Raw genomic sequence first — 19,449 nt, forward strand, 5'->3', positions numbered from 1 at the left:
CCACTCGAATAGCCAGTTCCATCTCTTGTTCCATCTCATGTTTTCCTCGTCGTATCTGATAGAGAGGCTGTTTAAACCGGGGGTTAAACAGTGCCTGGCAGCTGTTTAACCCCGCTTTAAACAGGCATAACGCAGGGTTAGAGGTAGTCAGCCACCACCAGCTCCAACTTGCCTTTCAGCTCGTTGCTGCTGCTGCTCGACAGCTCTCGCTCCAACATCTGGGTCGCCAGCTTCTCAAGGGAGGGGGGTACCACCAACATGGTGGCCTTCACCCCAAGCTTGCGGCCGCCATCAGCCTGAAACTCCCGCATCTTGGAGAAGGAGTCCCACAGGTTGTCGGGGGTCAACGCCCGCTTGTTGGCAAAGGCCAGTTGCCAGAAGCCAAAGCCTGCGGCATCACGGCAATCGACCCCGTAACGGAACTCCTTGCGGGTGAATACCGCTTCGTCATCGATCTTGGTCATGGCAATCAGCTGCGGTGACTTGCGATCCTGGAAGATGACCGGCTTGAGGGCACGGCTGGTATCGAGCAGGAACCAGGGCTCCCCCTGATAACCGGCATCCACCACCACGTTGGCAGTCATCACAGGGGTACCGGTGCCATCGGCCTTGGGATAGACCGGGTGATCGGTGTCGAAGAAATACTGGCCGTCATAGCAAGGCGTGGTGAAGCCAGCACCGAGCAGACCGAAACAGAGCTCATCGGGGTGAATGCCAGCCGAACGGCCCATCTCGGCAAACATCGGCGCGTAGATACCCAGCTCGTCATCTTCGATATCGTTGCGATCGACGCCGACGGTGGCCTCGAAGTCTTCGTTGACGATCTGGTAACCGTGCGCCTTCATCGACTCGATCACCCGATCACCGACCCACTTACGCAGATTGGGGAACTTGCCCAACCAGCCATAGGTGTTGGACTTGGTAGTCGATTTGATCACGGTGGCGATCTTGGTGTACTGGGCAGGCGCTTCACTCTTGGCGTCTTCAAAGTTCTTCTTGAAGCCGGTGAAGAGGGACTGCAACAGCGCGGGTGTAATCATGGCCATACGGGTGTTCCTTCTCTGGTTAAACAGGTTGGTCTGGCGGTCGCGTTCGTCCGATTACGCCGCTGCGCGGCTAATCGAACCTACCGGCCTTTTGCCTTGGCAAACTCTTCATAGGAAATGCCGAGCTGGTCGGCGGCATACTTGTCATCCGCCGAGAGCACCGCATTCCCCGCTCGATCGGGCAGGGTCACCTGAGTGGTCTGGCTGGCGGACAGTGCGGCAATCGCCGGACGGGGATCCAGCAACGCCTTGAGGGCAGCTACCCCTTTCTGGGCGGCATAGGCGGTCAAATACTCCTCTTCGGCGGCCACCACCTTGCCCTGGGTACGGGCTTCCTTGATCAGGGTTGCGGCATCCGTGGTTTCCACCTTGGCGCTTAAACTCGCTACCTGAGTCACCAGGGCGTTATAGGTCGCCACCGGCACGAATTGCGCCAGGTCAACTTGGCCACCCGGCTGCGCTTTGAGCGCGGCCAGCGATGCCTTCTCGGCAGTGAGTGCTGCCTCCAGCTCCGGCGCTTTCTTGGCGCTGGCCTGCAGGCTATCGAGCTCGGTGAGCGCCTTCTGCAGTTGCTCGTCAGTGGGATCGCCAGTCAGCTCGATGCCGAGCTTGGCCAGCAGCTTTTTCAGCAGTTCATTCATGGATGTCTCCTTGGAGGGGTTGGCCAGCTGGCCAGGTTGGGAAGCGGGTAGCGCACTGAGCGCCGCCAGAACCTGCATACCCACCACACCGGGATCATTGGTGATGGCGGCCATTCGCAGTTCCAGCGGGCGGCCCTGGGCGTCATAGGGAAAGACGGCAGAAAGGAATCGGTACTCTTTGGCAGCCACCATGGCAGCGGCACGATCCGTCCAGCGCGGTTTGATAAAGAGGCCCAGCCCCTCACGCCATTCAATCTCGTCACCGTTGAACCAACCGGCAGCCGGAGCCTCCTTGCCAGTCTTTTCGATATGGAGGGTCTGGTGGTCGTAGTCGATCAGGATGTCTTGCCCAAGGGCTTTGGCTCGGGCAATCAGGGCAGCAGCGATCTGCCCGTCCAGTTGCCAGTGGCCACTCGCCACATCGAACGGGCGACCATCACGGGCCTTGAACGGGCCGACCGGCAGCAGCTGGTACCAGCCATCGCCTTGGGGGGTGAGCTGCGCATCGAGCACCGCCAGCCGCTCCCCGCTGACGGGGTTGGCTTGGAGGATGGCCACGAAGGGCGCTGAGTATGGAATCTTGGATATGTTCATGCCGCCATAGTGCGGCGGCATGAAGGGAGATGGGGTTTATGGTGGGTTAGTGAGCTATTTTACCCACATATCAAGCATTAACATTTTACCTGTTCTACGTTGTAAATTGGCTTGCGCAATAGCAACTCCAACCGGAGTCAGAAATATTTTATTTATTAGTGTTTTTTCCCAAATTGAAAATAATTTCTTTAAGGCTGGCCTTCTGTCCAACAAAAACACCTTCGCTTCCTCACTTGACATTGTACTTTGCCTTAGCAAGGAAATTAATTTATCGATGCCTTCATTAGAAACCCCATCCTTCTGACATACAAACCTCAACGAATTTTCATTCAAGGCACATACTTGAAGCAAATTGGGGTATTCATGACATATCATAAAGTGTTTCGATAGAGATGGATCGCTACTGACAACCTCATCAACAATTTCTTTAGAAAGCCCTTTAGAAAAGGCGGCTGCATATTTTTCTCGATACTGCTCATATAATTGCGGAATCAAACCTGTGTACTCGATTGTCGCAACACCAACATATGGGAGATGGTCATAACATGAAGAGTCGAACCTAAGTGACTCGAGAAAAGGTATTACACTTGTGTCAAGATGCTCAAAAAAAGCATCAAGATTTACAATATTATTATCAACAGTTCTTGATATTATAAAATTAATTGTTAAAGCATCCATTTGTTCAACAGTTAACTTGGATGCAACAGCAATAGCCTCATCAAGAACGATTTGATGTATACTTCTATTTTCTTTTTCGCATCGTTGTACAACTAAATCCAGTAACAACCCCTTCAACTCCTCATCCCCGGTAACTGCATATTGTTTCTGTGCAGAATATAAGGAGTGTTGGATACTGGGCTGATTCATTACATCTAGTAAACTTGGACTCTTTGATTGTAACTTGTCGAGAAATTCATCTACAAACTCCTCAACCCTCTCCAATGCAACTTTTGCCGCCTGTTCAGACAACTGCATGAAATTTTGTCTGTAAATATCTAGGGCAATATCCTTGGCATCCCGATAAGTTATGCCTTGATTTATATTAATATTTTCCGCTTGATAATTGGTACTGTTATCACCAGCCTCCTGCCGTTGAATGCGATCATTTATCATTGGCTTTATGCTCCACGGTAATCGAAGTGCCAGCCTGATAGTTTGTGCTGTTATTACCAGACTTTTGTGACTGCTTGAGTTGATTACCAGTACGAATGAAAAGCCCAACAACGATGGTCAAAATAACCCCGCCAACACCACTAAAAAACCACTCTTTATTAGCAATAATCCACTCAACCATTTAAGCCCCCTGACCGACTCTCTTAGCTTCATATGCGTAACTTCTCAGATGCACTTTTGCAGCACTCGTAGGGGACAACCCCCTTAACTCCGTTTTACGCTGTGAACCATCAGGTAGGGTGACCACAAGGGTATCGCCAAAAACCTCATAGCTGGCGCTATATTCAACCCCTTCAACAACAACCGACACTGTATCTTCCATAACCTCTCCAGAGTGGACCTGTTTGCAGCTAGGGTATCATGTTTGTTTTTTTGCGTTAATGACTTTACAGTCATTATAAAACCAGCTATCAATTGACTGCCGCTGTATCGTAAGGTGAGCGGTGTAAGGCTGCCCAGAGACCTCTGGTCGGTACCCGCCGCCGCGAACATGTGGAGGACGGGACTTCAACTTGAACCGAAGTCCGTCCGGCCATTCTCCAATCCATCCCGTCACGGACTTCAATATCAACCTTATTGAGGTCACGACCATGGGTAACATCGCCAAACAACGCCACCAAGCTGCCGTTCGTCAATCTTTTCACTGCTTCTATTGCGGACTGCCGATGTGGGAAGCCTCCCCTGCCGCACTGATGCAGCAATACCGCCTCACCCCTGCCGAAGCCCGGCTATTGCAGTGCACGGGGGAACATTTACAACCACGCAGCAATGGCGGTTCGAACCAGACCACCAATATCGTGGCCGCTTGTCGGCACTGCAACGGCACCCGTCACAAAACGCCCAAGGTGCTATCCCCTGAGCAGTATCAGAAAAAGGTGCGGTCACGGGTGGGTAAAGGGAGCTGGTTTCCTAAAGGGATCACCAGCAAGGTCAAGGGGAACAAAACCAATGGTGTTTAAGGCTGTTTAACCGCGCCAATGGTCAACTCCTTGCTATCAGGCTGACCATCCGCACCGGCTGGGGACACAAACAGAGTATGGAGCATTACAATGTCTCAGGGCTGAGATACCCCTCCAGCGTCTCCAGCACGCTCTGTTTATCCCCTTCTGACAGCCCCAGAGCGCGGCGCTCTGGCAGGTTGATCTCGGGACGGCCGAACTGGTGGGCGGCACCGTATACCATGGGCGTACCGAAGTAGAGGGTCTGGGGATCGGGCTGGGCAGCCAGCAATTCTGGCAAAGCGCTGACCGCAGCCATACCGTTCCCCTGCTCCAGTGCAGCGAGCCGTGCCAGCAAGCTGGCCAGATAGTCGCTCACCGCCACCAACCCCACCATATGCAGCACCATCTCATTATTGGACATCGGTTTCCTCGCCTCACCACCAAGGAGACTCAATTCAACACAACTGTAAATCCTTTAGCCCTGTCTCTTTCCTCGGTGTAAAAGAGACAGGGGAATAAAATTTATATATTGATAATGCAGAATGAGACTATCTCATTTAAGCATAGTTCTGACCCTGGATACTGCTTCAGCAAAGTGCTGATTACTTAATGTTCCATAACTCATCTTTAATTTTAACCACATCTCCTCCCCCTCTGATGACGTGCCACACAACCAACGATCATAAAACCATACCAGATGAGGTAATAAGAGTATTTGCTCTCCATATAAAGCTCGAAGATCATCTTGTATAAGTGACACGTAAGTCAATACTTCATCAAAAGCGTCTTTTGCGGTTGATAGATCATTAGCAAGCATCATTTTCGCTTTCGTCATTACCACTATCAACTCAACTGTAATAAAATCTTTAGATAAATAACGTTGACCAACGTCAATTACTCTCTTCAGTGATGCAATATATTCTTTATCACCGACCTCACGAGACTTTATGGTATACTCTAGAACATTCTCCCCAAAAATGCCTGACAAAGCATAATGATCATTTGCGTTTTCAATTTTATTAATAGATCTTTCTTGCATAATGGCGGTTGCAACTCTCATATCCAGACATGTAGAGATTAAATCCAACGAAACACTATTACCTGTTTCTTGCCTATCCAAAATGGCATCAACCAATACGTCAAGACGATCGTTAAATTCTGTGGCCAACTCATATTGATGGGAGACAGCAAACTCACTTATCAACGTGCCAGCATACACGATCGCCTCTTGTTCTATATAACTGTATTTATCGCAAAATTCTGTTATGGCATCAGGGTCTGATATGGAGAAAATAATATCCCCTATTTTATTTGCTGCCCGGCAATAAGCATGATAAGTGTTACCCCAGTTAGTATCTTCTGGATAATATTTCCGAGCGGCATATCCGAAATACAAAACTTCAATTTGCCATAACGACCAAAAAATATCCTTTAACGTATGACTAGGGAAAATTTCTATGAAACTATTTAATTCTGCATACTGGTCAAATATATACTGCCATGTTTTTTGATCCTTTGCACGTTGTGCCAAATACTCAAAATAGCGAAGAGAGTCCAGCACATACCTTTCATGCAAAGAGAAACTATTATTGTTTGTAAGTAATGATGTCGCTTTTTTTTCAATTATCACAAGTCTCCCCAATAATAATTGAGCATCATGCATATGACCACAATAACGTCGATTCAGGTAAAGAGCCCTTGAGCACTCATACATATGTAAAATATGATCCATTTCATAGTGCTCGAAATTATTTGCAACAGCTGAAACCTCCTTATTTATAACGCCTTGAATCAGTATGTAAAAAATTGGTTCGGAGGAGTTTTTATCACGGCATGCATTAGTTACTCCATAGAATGGGTATTGATTCATGACCAACAAGCAGTAGTAGGCATTTTTCAATGTTAATTCTGGTAACAGCTCGTACGCATTACATGAATACAATACTTTCAAACGATTAAGTGTTTTGATGGCATACGTGTATTCATTATGATTTATGGCATTCCTCAACAACCAGAAGCGCAATCGTACTTCCTGAAGTATATTTTTTGTCGCAACCTGATCAGGTATGCCAGAATCATGCTGCTGTTGCATGTCAACATTTATTATTAGCAGCTCATTTGCCCAAGCTCTGACGAGTTGCTCCATGCCACGGCTATCTATATCTTGATTCAAATTATCACTTATCCAGTGTCTATACGCTGAAATCACCTGCTCACTTTCTGCGACTTCACTGAATCTTTTGTGTATCAGGCGCCAGTAAGGACCTTGTAAAAACTCCCATAATTTATGCTGCTTTACCTCAAGCACCATGGAACCTGGTGATTCTGCCTTCCGAATAGCCTCAAGCGTATTAATATTATCTAACTTTAGAACATCACCAATCTTGCAAGTGATATCAGGATCAAATCGCACACCTTGATAACTGCAACGCTCCAGCGCAATTTGTGAATCCTCGCTTAACTCCAGAAATCTTTGCTCGATCAGTCGATCCATATCGAATTCTTTTTGTTCCAACTTCTCTTTTGCCCTTTCTGTAAAACAGAACGAACCTCCCTCTCTGGTTAAATAACTTCTTTTATCTTTTAGTACAGCCAAGCAAAGTTCACGTAAGTAGCGCATATTCCCATCAGCTCTTTCCAACAACAACTGTACATCTTTATCAATCAGGTCGGCGAGCATTTTTTTAACATATAAACCAGCAAACTCGGGTTCAATTCGCCCAAGGGGTATTATTGTTTTACTTCCTGAAAAATGATTATAAAATAAATCAGAAATATCACCATCTGATGAACTAGCCCACTCCCTCGCCCAACTAGTAGTGATAATCAACAACTTGCTTTTTTTTACCCGCCGCAGCTCAATTAATCTTGCTAAAAAGTCTACTGTATTGTTATCAAGCCATTGGCAGTCATCTAAAACCAGAATAACTGGGATGCCTTCATCTAAAAAACGGCCGAGCGAATCAAGTAATGTCTGAGTTAATTCAACTTGAGCTTTCCCTTGCTGCTCCCTCAGTTCAACACCATAACCACCAAATAATCGCTGTAATGGTGCCTTACCATTCTGAATAAGTTCACATACCGTGATCAAAGGATCTATCCAGCCGCCAGTCAATAAATTAGCCGCTTTTTTTGCAATATCTAACGCCGCATCCATATTGGATTCATGACGCAATCGTTGCTCTACCAGTATCGAGATATGAGGCTGAAGGTGGGGCAACGCATCACGAAGGCAGCTCAGACTCTCAGTACGATTACGAACACCATTAGGAATTCCACGGAGCCCCCACCATAACCAAGGTAGTTGATTGCAATCCCTTACTGTAATTTCACCAAAACGTTCAGGTTCTGGATTTATTTTCAAGCACTCACCTTCAATAGGAAGGCTATTGGGCCAATAATCATTGGCATCAAACTCTTTCACACACTGAATGTCATTAGGCATTTTCTCACGTCGATACTCCAGATCACTGATGCAACGATAAAACTCATGCAAAAGGCGAGTTTTGCCTGTGCCAGATTCAGCTACTAGTGTCACCCACTGAGGTTCACCATCACTGGCAGATGTCCAAGCTTTAAAAAGATGCTTAAGCTCTTCTGAGCGGCCATAAAACAAATGATTTTCGGAATCAGACACAACACACCACCTTATGTATCGACTTTATGACAAAATGCCTCAATTGAAACATGTCAGTGTGCCTGCTTATACAAGGGATGCGAGTCATAAACTATTGTTTTACTACATAAATCACATTATTTTTCTACACTGTTACCTATATCCAGTTGATTGCCAGACTTGAGCTTTATGCTGTTTCAGTCTCTATCAAGTAAAGGTTTGCTGGCCGACGTAGCGGCAACCAGTTGCGGCTCATCGGGCTCGGCCTGCGGGATCTGCATCTTCTTGTGAGCCCAGTCGAGCGGGATGCGCATGCCGCAGGCGGCCAGCTTGGGCAGGCTGTCGGCATAACGGCAGATATCCTCCGGCTCGGTCACATCAAACTCCAGCCGGGGACTACGGCGCGGCCCCTGATAGCTCTTGCCGTTCAGGGCATAGAGCGGATAGACCAGATCGCGGGTCAGGGTAGCGGCCAGCTGGCGGAGATCGGCATCCCGTACCTCCTGGCGCACCTCGTTATGAACATTACCCAGAGCATTGGTCGAGCTCTTGCCATCGGCCTGTGAGGTCAAGGTGCCCCCCAGAATGGCCTTGCTCATGGAGCGCTCGCACCACTCCATCATCACCACAAAGGGATCGGCCTGACCGCTGGCAGCGTTCTGGAACTCAATCTCCATCCCGCGAGGGATAATGCCCCCAGCGTTATGCCCGATGGAGAGCACCGCCTGCAGCAGGGTGGCCTTCTCTTTCTCGGTCGCTCCTTCCGGGTATTTGCCCAGCCGCACCGGCAGGCCGTAGATCTCCAGAAACTCGGCGAGATCCCGCACGCTGTAGTTCTTGAACAGAAACGGCCAGATCAGGGTACGGACAAGGCCGGTGCGGGCCAGATAACCCGATTTTGACTTGGCCTTGTGCAGCAGCCAGCCAAACGGGTTGAGGGCAACCCCTTCGTGGCTGTTATCCCGCAGCCGCAGCTGATTGCGATCATCAGGGTGGGTCTGAAACCAGGCGGGATCGCGCCAGATGATGCCCTTGGGAAGCTGCAACCCCTCCACCAGCTCCCAGCCGCAAAACTCCTGGGCACAAAACCCCTTGAGCACCGCATCGGTGGCGTCAAAGATGGCATCATCAAACCAGGTAAAGTCCTCAATCAGCTCGCGGATCATCTCGCTGTCACGCTTCTCCGCCGGGGTGGCGTTGCGGGGCGGCTCGATTGTCCAGCTGACCCCCAACAGAGCGCGGCGACGCTTGCCGAGTTCACTCTGCAGGTGGGCGTCTTTCTCCTCCATATCTTCGGCCAGCTCGCACTGGGCGATCAGGTTGCCCTGTTCTGCCTCCTTCAATGCGGCTGCCACCCTGCTCGGCGTGAGCCCCACCGTGGGGTGTTCACTATAGTGACGGCGCAACTGGGCAAGCGCCGCCGAGTTCTCGGTCTGCGGCTCTTTTTCCATCCGCAGGGGATTGCCGTTGATATCGATGATCCTGCCCATTACCAGGCTCCTCTCTCGAACGAATGATGGTTATCGCCCCTTGCTTCATCGCGCTTGTTGGGCAGCGGGGTAAACTCGATAGCGCCCCCCTCCATCCAGCTGGCCCGCACCGCCATGGCCAAGGCCACTGCAAAGTCACCGTGGCGCTGTTGGCCTCCTTGGCCGGTGTTCTTGCCCTTGTCGATCTTGGGGATGCCGTTGATGACCTGGATTTTCCCCAAGTCATCCTGCACGTCTGCATGGCGCGGGATGGTCAGGTTGCCATCCTCAAATTCTGCCTTGAGCTTGGGCATCCACTCCCGATACCAGGGATCGTTCAGCATCACGCACTCGATCATCCCGGCCCCCCAGCGCAAGCGGGCCGCCTCTGCCAAATAGCCGCCGTTACCGGTGGCATCGAAGGCCGCCGCCGTGAAACGGTGCAACCCATGCAGCAGGTAGAACAGGATCTGGCGCTGGCTCTCATAGGGGGCATTGACCAGCTCCACCACAAAAGGCACCTGTTTGCGCAAGTTAGTGGCAAGGGAGAGCGGCACGAATACCGACAAGTCCCCTTTGCGGGCGAAGTCCTCCCCCAGCACATGGCGACAACTGCGATCGAGCGCTTCCAGACAGGGCTTGAGGTTCTCCTCGCACCAGATATCCACTACTGCCTTGCGGGTCTCCTCGCTCGAGAGCTCGAAGTCTTTGGGGGCGGTAAAGCGCAGGATGGGGATATCCGGTTGCATCGCCCGCTCGATCAAGGTGCGCTTGATATAGACGCCGCTACTCTGCTTGGGTATGCAGAAATACTCCTCAAGGGCATCCTCTTCGGTAGCGGTGGCCTTGAGCAGCCCCGCTTTCCAGGCGTCCTCTGCTTCCTGTGTCCAAAGGCCGCCCTTGACCTGGCAGATCCGGCGATAGAGCCCCTGGCGGCAAGCATCGTCCAGACTGATGGTATGGATGGAATACTCTTTGCGGCCCGCTCGGCTGTCGTTGATGAGCTGGTTAAACAGGTTATCGACACCATTATGGGTACTGATCAACCGCACCTTGGCGCCCCACATGGTCAGCGCCATGGCGGCCTTCAACACCTCGGCCAGTCGGTCGTGGAATGCGGCCTCGTCGATGGTCACATTTCCCTGCATCCCCCGCAGGTTGGAGGGGTTGCTGGAGAGCGCCTGCACCTTGAAACCCGAGGCGAAATAGACCACGAAGGTGAGGATCGCCTTATCCTCGTCGTCGGTGAACACCTCCTCCTGGATCTCACCGGCCGCCTTGTTGTACGCCTTGGCCCACATCGCCACCGCATCGATAAACTCGCGGGCCATCTCCTTGTTGCTGCCCACATAAAAGTGGTGGCAACCCCCGGCCGTCTTGGTCTTGGAGGCCGTCAGGGCAGCATCAGCAGCCTCTGCCCAGGTGATACCGGTACGGCGGCTCTTCTCGGCGATCTTGAGCGGGCTCTCGTCGGCAATCCAGATGCGCTGGTACGGCAGCAACACCTCGTCGGGGTTGTATTCGGTACCCAGGGTCTGGGCCAACTGTTGGGCGATAGGGGTCTGAGCAAGGGCGGTCATCAGGCAATCCCCAGGATTTCGCGGCGTATCTCGGCGGCGGCTTCACCACTCAAGCCCGCCTGAGTCACAATGGCTTCGGTCTTGGCTGCGATCTCTTCGGCAAATGCCTGGCGGATCTCCTTCTCCCGCTTGTGACTCTGCATCGCGGTCGATTCGAGCCGCTGGGCCGCCAGCATGGCGTTTTTCAGCATGTCGATATCCACCGCCTCCTCCGGGTTCTGCACCTGAGCCAGCATCGCCTTGAACAGTTGGGAACGACCCAGCTCCAGAATGAGCTTGGTGGTCTCCCCCATCGGCTTATCGCCAAGCTGAGAGGTCAAGGCGGCCGTGGTTTCTCGCAAATCCCGCAGGTGCTGGCCGACCTGTTCAACCTGGCTGGCATGGCGGCTTAGCCCTGAGCGGGAGAGCTTGAGATCATCGGGCAGCCCTGCCTCCTCGATCAGGCCGTTGATTTCATCCAGGATGGCCGCCTGACTGTTGCCCTTGTCCCGCAGCATCTCGTTGAGCGCGTTGCGGATTGACTCAGGCAGCAGCCACACCTTGCTGGCGCGGCCTCGGGTCGGTTTATCGGCCATGGTCAATCCTCCGCCCTGGGCTTCTTGACGCCGGGCACAGTTGCCCGGCCCTCTGCCACGTCCTGGCCCCGCCCGGTCAGGTGAGCCACCTGCACCGTGGCCAGCCGCTCGATGCGCACCAGCCCCTGCTCTTCCAGCCAGGCCAGCAGGGTCTTCACCCGATCCCGCGTCACCCGGCCGGTACCCAGCTGGTCGAGGCAGTCATTGAGGATTGACTCGTTGGCGGCACCACCGATATCCAGCAGGGAGCGCAGGATCACCAGCCGCTGCTGGGCGTCCAATATCGCTTGAATACTCATGCCTTCTCCTTAAGTGCGATTGGTAACGGCAGCCTGGTGAAACACTGCTGGGCCTCACATAACAGAATTTGTTGAATGCTCATGGCTTCTCCTTCTGTACGGCAGCGAGCTCATTTTCCAACAGCAGATCGGCAAGGCGGCGGGCTTGGCGCAGCTCCGGCTTTACCTCCCGCAGCTCCCCCCGCAGCTCGCTGATCTCCAACTGCAGCTTGTGCAGCTCACGCTCGCTCGGCAGATCAGCCAGTACCTGCTCCACCCGCTGCACCCTCTGCACCAGGGCTGTGAGGTCTTCGCGCTTGGCGTAGGTCTTGGAGAGCAAGATGATGACCACCAGCCCAACCAAACTGGCCAATGCATAAAGAGGCCCCCAGTTCTTAACGATGAATTCCCACACGGGTCGCCTCCTTGCGCTCATACAGGGTCTGGCACTCGATACAGCGCTCGGCACCAGGCTCGGCTGCAAGGCGGGAGGGCGGGATGGCGTCGTCACAATCGCAGCAGATACCATCACCGTGTGGCCTTGCCCTGTTCTGGTGGGCTTCGATAATGCGCCCAGTCCGATCGGCATCGGCCTGCTGGGCGCGGTCTATATGGTCTGTCACATGACCTCTCCCGGAGCCCATCCATCAGGCTATTTCGCTTGCCATTTTGGCCCTGGGCAGTGCTCGAAAGCCTCACGTACTGCGTGTACGCTGCGGTTTCTGCGCGCTGTCCGAGACCAAACTGGCTGCGCCAATAACGCCTACTGGAACAGGCTCATACAGTGTTCTAACGGACGGTATGAGTCGCCTTGATGCGGCCCCAGATGGCAAGCAGGCCACCCACCGCACTGGCCAGATCCACCAGAGTGGATGCCAAGCTGGCTTGGGTACCCGCATCGACCGGCACACCGAACAGACCCGCAATACCGGCCCCCACGGCAATCACACCACCGATCACGGTGCGGCTTTTAAAGGCAGACTTCGCTTGAGGTAACAGGGAATCAGGCATGATGGGCTTCCTTCTTTTTGGGTTGAAATAACGGAGGTTGGCAATGACGGGCCCGGGCCCGCAGGCGATCCAGTTCGGTCACCGAACGCCAGCCTTTCTCGAAGAGGGATTGACGGGTCTGGTGGTGGCTATAGAGCGGGATCGCCTTCGGGTCAGCGATCTGATTGGCCAAAGCGGCCTTGAGATGGGCTTTGCGCCCATCCTTGAAGCAAGCGAGATAACGGGGGTTTTTGAGCTCAGGGATGCCAAAGCAGCCCGCAGCCTGGATCGCGGCAGCAGCCTTCTGTTGCTTGATGGTCAGCACGCTCATGCCACCACCTCGCCAACCACGTCGGAAAGGAGGTAGCTCTGCAGACGCAGCAGCCGGTTGATCCAGCCATCAGCATTGGCCCATTGGCTCGGGTCTTTGCGCACAATGCCGTGCATGAAACTGGCCCGCTGCATCATCAGCGCCAGCAACAACTGGCCCTCGTCCTTGGCACCCAATTGCTGCTTGAGTCTGCCAATCGACAACGGGCCAAGGCGACCATCTGCCATCACCCCCAAGACCTGCTGCAGCTGCTGGATGGCGCGTTTCGGCCCGTGATGCACCGCTGCATCAAATACGGCGATAGAGAGGGCCGGGCTTAAGCTGGCAATCAGGTCACAGCGGGCGGGCGCCCAGTAGTTCTGGCGGTAAAAGGGCTCGGTATGGGCCGGGGTCAGATCACCGATAGCGATATCGGGTACCCCATCCCGATCGAGGTCGGCCATGCCGTCCTTCTTGCCATCGGCGGCATCGGCGATGCCGTACTTGGTATGGCCACCACGGTCAGCGTGATGGTTGACTTCGCCCCCTTCCACATCGGGACGAAGCAGCCATTTAAGTGCGAGTGATAACATAAAGGCCCCTCGGTGAACTGCGTTATCAGCAGCGTACCGAGGGGCCTCTATGGCATGGGTTTATGGTATATTACTCCAAGTAACAGTTTTGCAAACACTATTGAGACAAAGGAATACTAAATCAATGAATAGAGATATTATTTATCACTACACTGGCGCAGAAGGATTAAAAGGGATTTTAGATAGTAAAGAAGTCTGTTTAAGAATGACTGACACCCGTTTTCTAAACGACAAAGAAGAGATAACACATGGAAGCCAACTAGTTGAAGCAGTAATTAATGAGTATAGTAATAACGCTGAATCCACTCTACCTGGTATCCCTACACATACTGAATTCATGAGTATGATTCTTGGTTCAATTGCACAAAAAAGCTTCTACAGCACATCATTCTCATTCGAGACAGAGCAGTTATCTCAATGGCTATCATACTGCCCTCAGCAAGGTGGATATGCTATAGGATTTGACAAGGAAAAACTTAAAAATCATCTAAATCAAACAAATCATAAAATCAATTTCTCACCAGTCAATTACGTAAACAGCCTAAACACATTAATCTCACAAATAAACAGCATAAAGTATAATTACAACTTCGTGGATCTATCAAATCGTGTCAATAGAGATATGACTATGTACGATTTGGTCACTAAAATAGAACATGTCTTAGCAACATCAAAACAATCATACTTTAAAACCGAAAATGAAGTTCGAATATATACAACGAGCGCACCAACTGAAATAAACGACGAAATAAAATTTTTCACCAAAGGCAGCGTATTAACTCCATATAAACCACTTTATATTCCAAAAGATATAGTCACTCAAGTTATTATTGGCCCGATGCAACATCAAGAGTTGGCATCTATCGCCTTGAGTGAGTTTAAACGTATTAATGGTTATGAATTTTCTATTATAAAGTCAAATATCCCATTTAGATGCTTTTAACTCTTTTTTACAACAACTCTCTCTGTAAACGGCTGACTAAAAATTTTCTTTGCTCCGCGACTACTGCATAGGTCTGCGGCACAGAGAGTCCGTACTTGCGGGCAAGCAGATCGATATTGCGGCCGTTGAACTCGTCCCAGATAGCACGGTCTCGCAGCGCAGCCTTAAGATGATCCCCAGTGGGGATGTAGTAGGCACGGCCCCCCATATAGTGGGCCTGTACCAGCGCCAGCTTGCGGGCCTGAGCCTTGGCTAGATCCTGCCCCATCCCCCCTCTGACCAATTCGCAGGCCAGCACATCCACCAGCTCGCTCAGGGCTTTGGGCCATTTGGCCGTCAGTTCGGAGGCCGGGATCTGGTCGAGACGATCGACCAGTTGCCCCAGCGAGGCGTGATCATCGGCAAAGAGATCCTGATGCTGTTCCATGACTCCCCCGGCAAAATAGAAAAAGCGGTGCGCCGATTAGAACACAGGCCATTTTATGCGCACATATTAGTTGCACTGCAGCCAGCCACCATGGAATCAACTGCCATGTGTGAGTCCCTTACCGTGACCGAATTAACAATGTCATCAATTTGCCATTGAACAGGTATGAATTGGGTATACATTACTTCTCTGCGTGTTTTTTTGTAGCCATATGGAGATATGTGATGAGTAAGGAAGCTATCTATAAAAATCTGGAATCTTTGGCACCGGTCGTAAAGGTACTCGGGGAAGTGGACAAAGCCTTAAACGATAAGGAACGAATTGATTCTGACAGTGATGATATCAAGGAAGTGCTGGCTGCCGCTGGCGGTGTCGGTGCCGGTGCGGGTATTGGGTTTGCAGGTCTTTATTTCGGCGGCGTAACTGGTCTCTCCGCTGCTGGCATTACCTCTGGTCTGGCTGCAGCAGGTGGCCTCGTGGGTGGCGGTATGGCTGCAGGTGTAGCTGTTCTAGCGGCACCTGCCGTGCTGCTGGGTGTTGGCGCTTACGCTTTCGTATCACAACGTAACAAACGCAAGTTGAAAGAAAAGAAAGAGATGTTGCTGCAAGAAGCGATGAAAAAGCAGAACGCCATCATTTCAGAACTGCGCAAATCCTCAGACGACAACAAAGCAAGGGCAGACTATCTGACCAAACTCAACACACTCCTGCAATCAATCATCATTGACCTTGAGGGTGACTTGAAGGTGGCTGCCTGATGAGCAATGACAAGGGTGATTATCTCACCGATGGATTGAGGGTTGCAGTTCATCACAAGCAAATGCTTGATCAACTGGGCTCCGAACATGATGAACAGCGTCATAGCCTTGATGCTGCGATCAACTCCAGTGAAGCCTTGCTCCGACGCTTGGGTAAGGCATTACCGGTAAAGGACTCCAGCACGTCAAACTCTTTGCACGTAATTACCCCTGTCAGGACAAAATCATGGGAAGAAATCCTTGCAGAGGCTAAACAAGCAATACCTGGTGAGGTCGATTTTAATGATGTACTGACGCCAGCGGAAATTGATGCTGTATTGGCAAAACATCAGAAACTCGGTGAGCACCTGGGTTGGCTCGGCAGCCTTGATCGATACGATGTTGCACTGGCTGTTTCTGCGGGCATCCTCTCCGGGCTTATCGATATCTTTCTTGTCCAGGTGCCCGCACATCCGGGGTTTTTGGGTAGCCCTGCTTCGGAAGGGGGATGGCTATCCAACAAGGTCAAGGAGCTTTTTGGCGAAGTTCTGCCACCAGAAAAGATCAAAGAGCTTGAGGGGTTGTACAAAGTCTCTTTCGATCCCTCAACTAGCAAAGGTCTGGAAGAAGCGGTTGCTGGATTGGGCCCTCGCACCCATCGTTACCAATCATTGGGACATGACCCCATCCTAGGTTTCATTTTTGGGGTCAAAGATGTGTTGTGCGGTGAATTTACTGCCATTGATAAGTTTGGCAACGTGATTGTCCAACAAACTGCTGCGCCATTACTGGAGGGGGAGCATTTTATTATTAGGCTCCTGGAGGCCATCAGAAAAGTTGGCGGTCATCTGGCATCAGATGTAGCAACATCAGCAGGCCTGCCCGCCCCCCTGATGCCCCTTCTCTCTTTCTTTCAATTCGGAACGATAGGAAAGCAAGGCTACACCATCGCAGAAGTTGCAAGACAGATGTATCGCAGTGGATATGACCTGCGTCATTTCATTGCGGCATCAGTGCCATTGGCGATCAGTGAATTGATTGTTCGGCTTGGCTTTATGGTGAGAAAGCTCAATGCAGGTGCGACACTGGCCGAGGCATTTCCCAATGCAGCGCATCCGCAACTTCGTCGCCAGCTGCTGATTGCACATGGTGTGGCCGGTGTGATCAATGCAGGCAAAGTGACAGTGACCAGCAACCCCTTATCTATTAGCTGGCCACTCGTTTTAACGCTGCTGCGCTATGGTATGCCAGAAATGATGTATTTGATTTATGGCCAAGAAAAAGAGAGAGCAAAGCTGGTTGAGACCGAGATAATGGCTGACTACAGAGCCATTCATCAGGAGCTGGATACACAGCTTAAGATGCTCCCTCACATCGTGATATAGGCTTGGTAAAATGCAGCCCCGCATCGCGGGGCTTTCTTAAAGGTAAATATATTATCTTGCAGACCACTTCTTCAGCGCCTCAAGCACTTTGACAGCCAGAGGCGCATCCAACCAGCCCACCTCGGCCACCCCTACCCCGCCGTTTAAACGGGCGGTCATCCGTTGCACCCATTGGTTTAATGCGGTTTCCGAACCATCCCTGACGATGCCAAGGCGGGCCATCTCGCACCAGATGGCCCTGATCTTGGCAATTTCATTGACCCTGACGTGACTACCGGTCGCCGGACTCAGCCGTCTGTTGGCTGCATGGCGAGCAGGCTTGGGAATAAAGCCCGCCGCCTTGAAGGCGGCCAGCACCTGTTCCAGCTCCTGCTCGTTCAATAGGGCGGCGCTGCGCTTGCCGGTGTGGCTGGCCAACAGGTCGCGGTAACACTCGTCATCGAGCGCCAACGCACGGCGCCCTAACTGTACCAACCGGATCAGTCTGCTGCGCTTGTCCATCAGCTATCCCCTCCCCGTTCTGCCTTGCTGTCATGGTGCTGCCCGGCCACTCTCAGCTGTTGGTAGTGCTCATTGAGGCACCCCCGACACCAGCTGGAGAGCCGGGTGGCATCACTCGCCAAACCGAAAAACTCGGTATCCCATGGCCAGAACTCGCCACAACGGGGGCACCGCTGCTCCAGCCCCAGTTCGGTGATGCAGGCCCGACCGCTTTGCAGGCGACAGGCCAGAATATGGGGAGCCAACAGGGGGCTATAGATGGCCATGGCGATCCCCGGCTTCGTGTACCCCGCCACAATCTCTGGCCGATTTCGCCTGCTGTAATTCGGCCACCAGCTGCCAGCGCATCTGGCAGGCTTCTCCGGCCAGCGCATGAAAACCACGGGCGCGCGCCTCTTTATCAAACTGTTTGAGCTGTTTGCACACAGCCCGTTTGTCAGCCGCTACCAGTGCAATGGCTGCGCTGCTGAATATCTTGGTAAGCCGAATATCCATCTCTGTTTTGGTCATCGCCGTGCTCCTTGTATCAAGACGGTGAAGACCTGGGCCCAGATCGTTTGGTTGCTCATCAGTACCCGGCCACCACACCGGGTAGACAGGGCGGCAGCGCCGCCCTGTTTCGCAGCGGGCCATTACTCGAACTGCAGTGGCGTCACCCCTTGATACTCCTCGGCATTGAGGGGGGCAGGCCCCAGCCCCAGCGCCCAGAGCAAGGCGGCCTTGATGCCATCCTCATAGGTGTCGTCGGGGTAGCAGGTGCCCTCGGTTTCGGTGATCTGCTCACAGAGCAGCAGCTGCTCTTCGGCTTTTTCCACGTTGATTTCCATCACACCTCCCCCCTATACCTTGGCCAGATCCAGGCTCATCTGGATGTAACGCCCGTGAGCGTCACGCTCGTAGAGCCGCAGATATTGGCTGGTGCCGGTCACCTGGATGGCATCAACAGCGGCTTGCATGGCCAGCAGCCAATCCGGGTCATCGATATTGAGCTGGCGCAGGGAGAGCACCTGGTTCACGTCGATATGCCCGCTCTTGGATACCCGAAAGGCATGGTCTACCAGGGCGCGGATCTCGCTGCTGGCGCCATCGCTCCAACGTTCGATGCACTGGTCAATCAGCGCTTTGGCGGCCTGGATCCGTTCATCAAATTTGCGGTGCTCCCCCACCGCCCGAATAAGCTTGTAACGGCCATCAAAACTGAGCAGGGTCACATTGCCCTTGGTACCGCCCCATGCCACCCCGTACTGCTCGGCGGAGAGATCCACAAAGTCGGCGATCTGCTGCATGGCGCCAATCTTGAAGGCGGCCAGCTGTGCGCGCTGCACGCGGGCTGCAGCGATAATGGCCAGCACCACTTCATCGCGCAGTTTGTCTGCCGGGGCGATCAGGTTTTCCGGTACCCAGTGCCCCTGAGCGTTCTGGCGCATCGGAGTTGTGCTGGCGGTTTGTGCTTCTTGCATGGGCTTCTCCTTAATGGATCTTGTTGCTGCCGGGCACCGGAGGGCACATCACGGCGCAGTGTTGCTTTGCTGTCGCGCTCGCCAGCTCCTCCTGATGGGTCGCGCTGCAGAATTCGAGAAACTTGGGTAACTGGCGCAGTACCACCCGCGCCAGCGCCTCGTCTTCTATATCAAGCTGGATCTTGCTCAT

At 52.4% G+C, this 19,449-nt stretch carries 27 protein-coding genes and 1 other RNA gene; 4 read left to right on the forward strand and 24 right to left on the reverse strand.

The features are described from left to right. Nucleotides 1-137 precede the first annotated feature (137 nt). The 5 genes from G5179_RS15125 to G5179_RS15145 all read right to left on the reverse strand — a co-directional run bounded on the left by G5179_RS15125 (nucleotide 138) and on the right by G5179_RS15145 (nucleotide 3,776). Nucleotides 138-1,046, reverse strand: coding sequence for a Mu-like prophage major head subunit gpT family protein (locus G5179_RS15125; RefSeq protein ID WP_227342528.1), 909 nt, complete (start codon nucleotides 1,044-1,046; stop codon nucleotides 138-140). Nucleotides 1,047-1,126: 80 nt separating this feature from the next. Continuing rightward, nucleotides 1,127-2,302, reverse strand: a complete 1,176-nt coding sequence (locus tag G5179_RS15130) for a phage protease (RefSeq protein WP_421258658.1) — start codon at nucleotides 2,300-2,302, stop codon at nucleotides 1,127-1,129. 33 nt (nucleotides 2,303-2,335) lie between these two features. Further along, complete coding sequence (locus G5179_RS15135; protein ID WP_421258659.1) at nucleotides 2,336-3,394, reverse strand: LPO_1073/Vpar_1526 family protein; 1,059 nt, start codon at nucleotides 3,392-3,394, stop codon at nucleotides 2,336-2,338. After that, complete coding sequence (locus G5179_RS15140; protein ID WP_156852870.1) at nucleotides 3,384-3,575, reverse strand: hypothetical protein; 192 nt, start codon at nucleotides 3,573-3,575, stop codon at nucleotides 3,384-3,386. Before G5179_RS15140 ends, G5179_RS15135 begins: the two co-directional genes overlap by 11 nt. Continuing rightward, nucleotides 3,576-3,776 carry a hypothetical protein gene (locus G5179_RS15145; RefSeq protein ID WP_083243779.1) on the reverse strand — a complete coding sequence of 67 codons (201 nt, stop codon included), beginning with the start codon at nucleotides 3,774-3,776 and terminating at the stop codon, nucleotides 3,576-3,578. A 190-nt stretch (nucleotides 3,777-3,966) separates the two neighbouring features. On the opposite strand from G5179_RS15145, the gene G5179_RS15150 reads away from it, so the two are divergent. Next, complete coding sequence (locus G5179_RS15150) at nucleotides 3,967-4,413, forward strand: HNH endonuclease (RefSeq protein WP_421258660.1); 447 nt, start codon at nucleotides 3,967-3,969, stop codon at nucleotides 4,411-4,413. Nucleotides 4,414-4,498: 85 nt separating this feature from the next. Here G5179_RS15150 and G5179_RS15155 read toward each other — a convergent pair whose 3' ends face one another. The 11 genes from G5179_RS15155 to G5179_RS15205 all read right to left on the reverse strand — a co-directional run bounded on the left by G5179_RS15155 (nucleotide 4,499) and on the right by G5179_RS15205 (nucleotide 13,806). Beyond that, the gene (locus G5179_RS15155) at nucleotides 4,499-4,816 is read right to left on the reverse strand and encodes a phage virion morphogenesis protein (protein ID WP_421258661.1); all 318 of its coding nucleotides are present in this window, start codon (nucleotides 4,814-4,816) and stop codon (nucleotides 4,499-4,501) included. Between the two features lie 132 nt (nucleotides 4,817-4,948). Next, complete coding sequence (locus G5179_RS15160; protein WP_421258662.1) at nucleotides 4,949-8,032, reverse strand: hypothetical protein; 3,084 nt, start codon at nucleotides 8,030-8,032, stop codon at nucleotides 4,949-4,951. Nucleotides 8,033-8,208: 176 nt separating this feature from the next. Continuing rightward, nucleotides 8,209-9,501, reverse strand: coding sequence for a DUF935 domain-containing protein (locus tag G5179_RS15165; protein WP_421258663.1), 1,293 nt, complete (start codon nucleotides 9,499-9,501; stop codon nucleotides 8,209-8,211). Beyond that, complete coding sequence (locus G5179_RS15170) at nucleotides 9,501-11,060, reverse strand: terminase large subunit domain-containing protein (protein ID WP_421258664.1); 1,560 nt, start codon at nucleotides 11,058-11,060, stop codon at nucleotides 9,501-9,503. Before G5179_RS15170 ends, G5179_RS15165 begins: the two co-directional genes overlap by 1 nt. Continuing rightward, nucleotides 11,060-11,635, reverse strand: coding sequence for a DUF3486 family protein (locus G5179_RS15175; protein ID WP_005353368.1), 576 nt, complete (start codon nucleotides 11,633-11,635; stop codon nucleotides 11,060-11,062). Before G5179_RS15175 ends, G5179_RS15170 begins: the two co-directional genes overlap by 1 nt. A gap of 2 nt (nucleotides 11,636-11,637) precedes the next feature. Continuing rightward, nucleotides 11,638-11,934 carry a hypothetical protein gene (locus G5179_RS15180; protein WP_098968945.1) on the reverse strand — a complete coding sequence of 99 codons (297 nt, stop codon included), beginning with the start codon at nucleotides 11,932-11,934 and terminating at the stop codon, nucleotides 11,638-11,640. Nucleotides 11,935-12,013: 79 nt separating this feature from the next. Further along, nucleotides 12,014-12,328 carry a DUF2730 family protein gene (locus G5179_RS15185; RefSeq protein WP_016350122.1) on the reverse strand — a complete coding sequence of 105 codons (315 nt, stop codon included), beginning with the start codon at nucleotides 12,326-12,328 and terminating at the stop codon, nucleotides 12,014-12,016. Further along, nucleotides 12,309-12,536: a TraR/DksA C4-type zinc finger protein gene (locus G5179_RS15190; protein WP_421258665.1), complete on the reverse strand. Its 228-nt coding sequence runs from the start codon at nucleotides 12,534-12,536 to the stop codon at nucleotides 12,309-12,311. Before G5179_RS15190 ends, G5179_RS15185 begins: the two co-directional genes overlap by 20 nt. 166 nt (nucleotides 12,537-12,702) lie before the next feature. Then, the gene (locus G5179_RS15195; RefSeq protein WP_005353373.1) at nucleotides 12,703-12,924 is read right to left on the reverse strand and encodes a hypothetical protein; all 222 of its coding nucleotides are present in this window, start codon (nucleotides 12,922-12,924) and stop codon (nucleotides 12,703-12,705) included. Next, on the reverse strand, nucleotides 12,917-13,234 hold the full coding sequence (locus G5179_RS15200; protein ID WP_421258666.1) for a hypothetical protein: 318 nt from the start codon (nucleotides 13,232-13,234) through the stop codon (nucleotides 12,917-12,919). Before G5179_RS15200 ends, G5179_RS15195 begins: the two co-directional genes overlap by 8 nt. Beyond that, nucleotides 13,231-13,806: a glycoside hydrolase family 108 protein gene (locus tag G5179_RS15205; protein WP_421258667.1), complete on the reverse strand. Its 576-nt coding sequence runs from the start codon at nucleotides 13,804-13,806 to the stop codon at nucleotides 13,231-13,233. The genes G5179_RS15200 and G5179_RS15205 overlap by 4 nt, the downstream gene beginning before the upstream one ends. Before the next feature lie 124 nt (nucleotides 13,807-13,930). On the opposite strand from G5179_RS15205, the gene G5179_RS15210 reads away from it, so the two are divergent. Then, nucleotides 13,931-14,749: a DUF2971 domain-containing protein gene (locus tag G5179_RS15210; protein ID WP_421258668.1), complete on the forward strand. Its 819-nt coding sequence runs from the start codon at nucleotides 13,931-13,933 to the stop codon at nucleotides 14,747-14,749. 7 nt (nucleotides 14,750-14,756) lie between these two features. Here G5179_RS15210 and G5179_RS15215 read toward each other — a convergent pair whose 3' ends face one another. Further along, complete coding sequence (locus G5179_RS15215; protein ID WP_421258669.1) at nucleotides 14,757-15,176, reverse strand: Mor transcription activator family protein; 420 nt, start codon at nucleotides 15,174-15,176, stop codon at nucleotides 14,757-14,759. A 224-nt stretch (nucleotides 15,177-15,400) separates the two neighbouring features. On the opposite strand from G5179_RS15215, the gene G5179_RS15220 reads away from it, so the two are divergent. Together G5179_RS15220 and G5179_RS15225 are read left to right on the forward strand one after the other, a co-directional pair. After that, nucleotides 15,401-15,934 carry a hypothetical protein gene (locus G5179_RS15220; protein WP_005353386.1) on the forward strand — a complete coding sequence of 178 codons (534 nt, stop codon included), beginning with the start codon at nucleotides 15,401-15,403 and terminating at the stop codon, nucleotides 15,932-15,934. Continuing rightward, nucleotides 15,934-17,298: a hypothetical protein gene (locus tag G5179_RS15225; RefSeq protein ID WP_421258670.1), complete on the forward strand. Its 1,365-nt coding sequence runs from the start codon at nucleotides 15,934-15,936 to the stop codon at nucleotides 17,296-17,298. The genes G5179_RS15220 and G5179_RS15225 overlap by 1 nt, the downstream gene beginning before the upstream one ends. Nucleotides 17,299-17,349: 51 nt before the next feature. Here the strand turns inward: G5179_RS15225 and G5179_RS15230 are convergent, their stop codons facing one another. The 7 genes from G5179_RS15230 to G5179_RS15260 form a co-directional block, all read right to left on the reverse strand. After that, nucleotides 17,350-17,799, reverse strand: coding sequence for a gp16 family protein (locus G5179_RS15230; protein ID WP_421258671.1), 450 nt, complete (start codon nucleotides 17,797-17,799; stop codon nucleotides 17,350-17,352). Continuing rightward, nucleotides 17,799-18,065: a hypothetical protein gene (locus tag G5179_RS15235; RefSeq protein ID WP_421258672.1), complete on the reverse strand. Its 267-nt coding sequence runs from the start codon at nucleotides 18,063-18,065 to the stop codon at nucleotides 17,799-17,801. Before G5179_RS15235 ends, G5179_RS15230 begins: the two co-directional genes overlap by 1 nt. Next, nucleotides 18,052-18,309 (reverse strand): hypothetical protein, encoded by a 258-nt coding sequence (locus G5179_RS15240; RefSeq protein ID WP_148610690.1) that lies wholly within the window; start codon nucleotides 18,307-18,309, stop codon nucleotides 18,052-18,054. The genes G5179_RS15235 and G5179_RS15240 overlap by 14 nt, the downstream gene beginning before the upstream one ends. Nucleotides 18,310-18,354: 45 nt before the next feature. Then, an RNA gene (locus G5179_RS15245) (hammerhead ribozyme type II) lies at nucleotides 18,355-18,424 on the reverse strand. Between the two features lie 7 nt (nucleotides 18,425-18,431). Continuing rightward, nucleotides 18,432-18,626, reverse strand: coding sequence for a hypothetical protein (locus G5179_RS15250; RefSeq protein WP_005345945.1), 195 nt, complete (start codon nucleotides 18,624-18,626; stop codon nucleotides 18,432-18,434). A 12-nt stretch (nucleotides 18,627-18,638) separates the two neighbouring features. Beyond that, nucleotides 18,639-19,259: a DUF3164 family protein gene (locus G5179_RS15255; RefSeq protein ID WP_421258673.1), complete on the reverse strand. Its 621-nt coding sequence runs from the start codon at nucleotides 19,257-19,259 to the stop codon at nucleotides 18,639-18,641. Nucleotides 19,260-19,269: 10 nt separating this feature from the next. Next, nucleotides 19,270-19,449, reverse strand: coding sequence for a hypothetical protein (locus G5179_RS15260; protein ID WP_421258674.1), 180 nt, complete (start codon nucleotides 19,447-19,449; stop codon nucleotides 19,270-19,272).

Origin of the sequence: Aeromonas sp. 600886, assembly GCF_049174935.1 — a bacterium.
In the GTDB taxonomy this organism is placed as follows: Bacteria; Pseudomonadota; Gammaproteobacteria; order Enterobacterales; family Aeromonadaceae; genus Aeromonas; species Aeromonas veronii_A.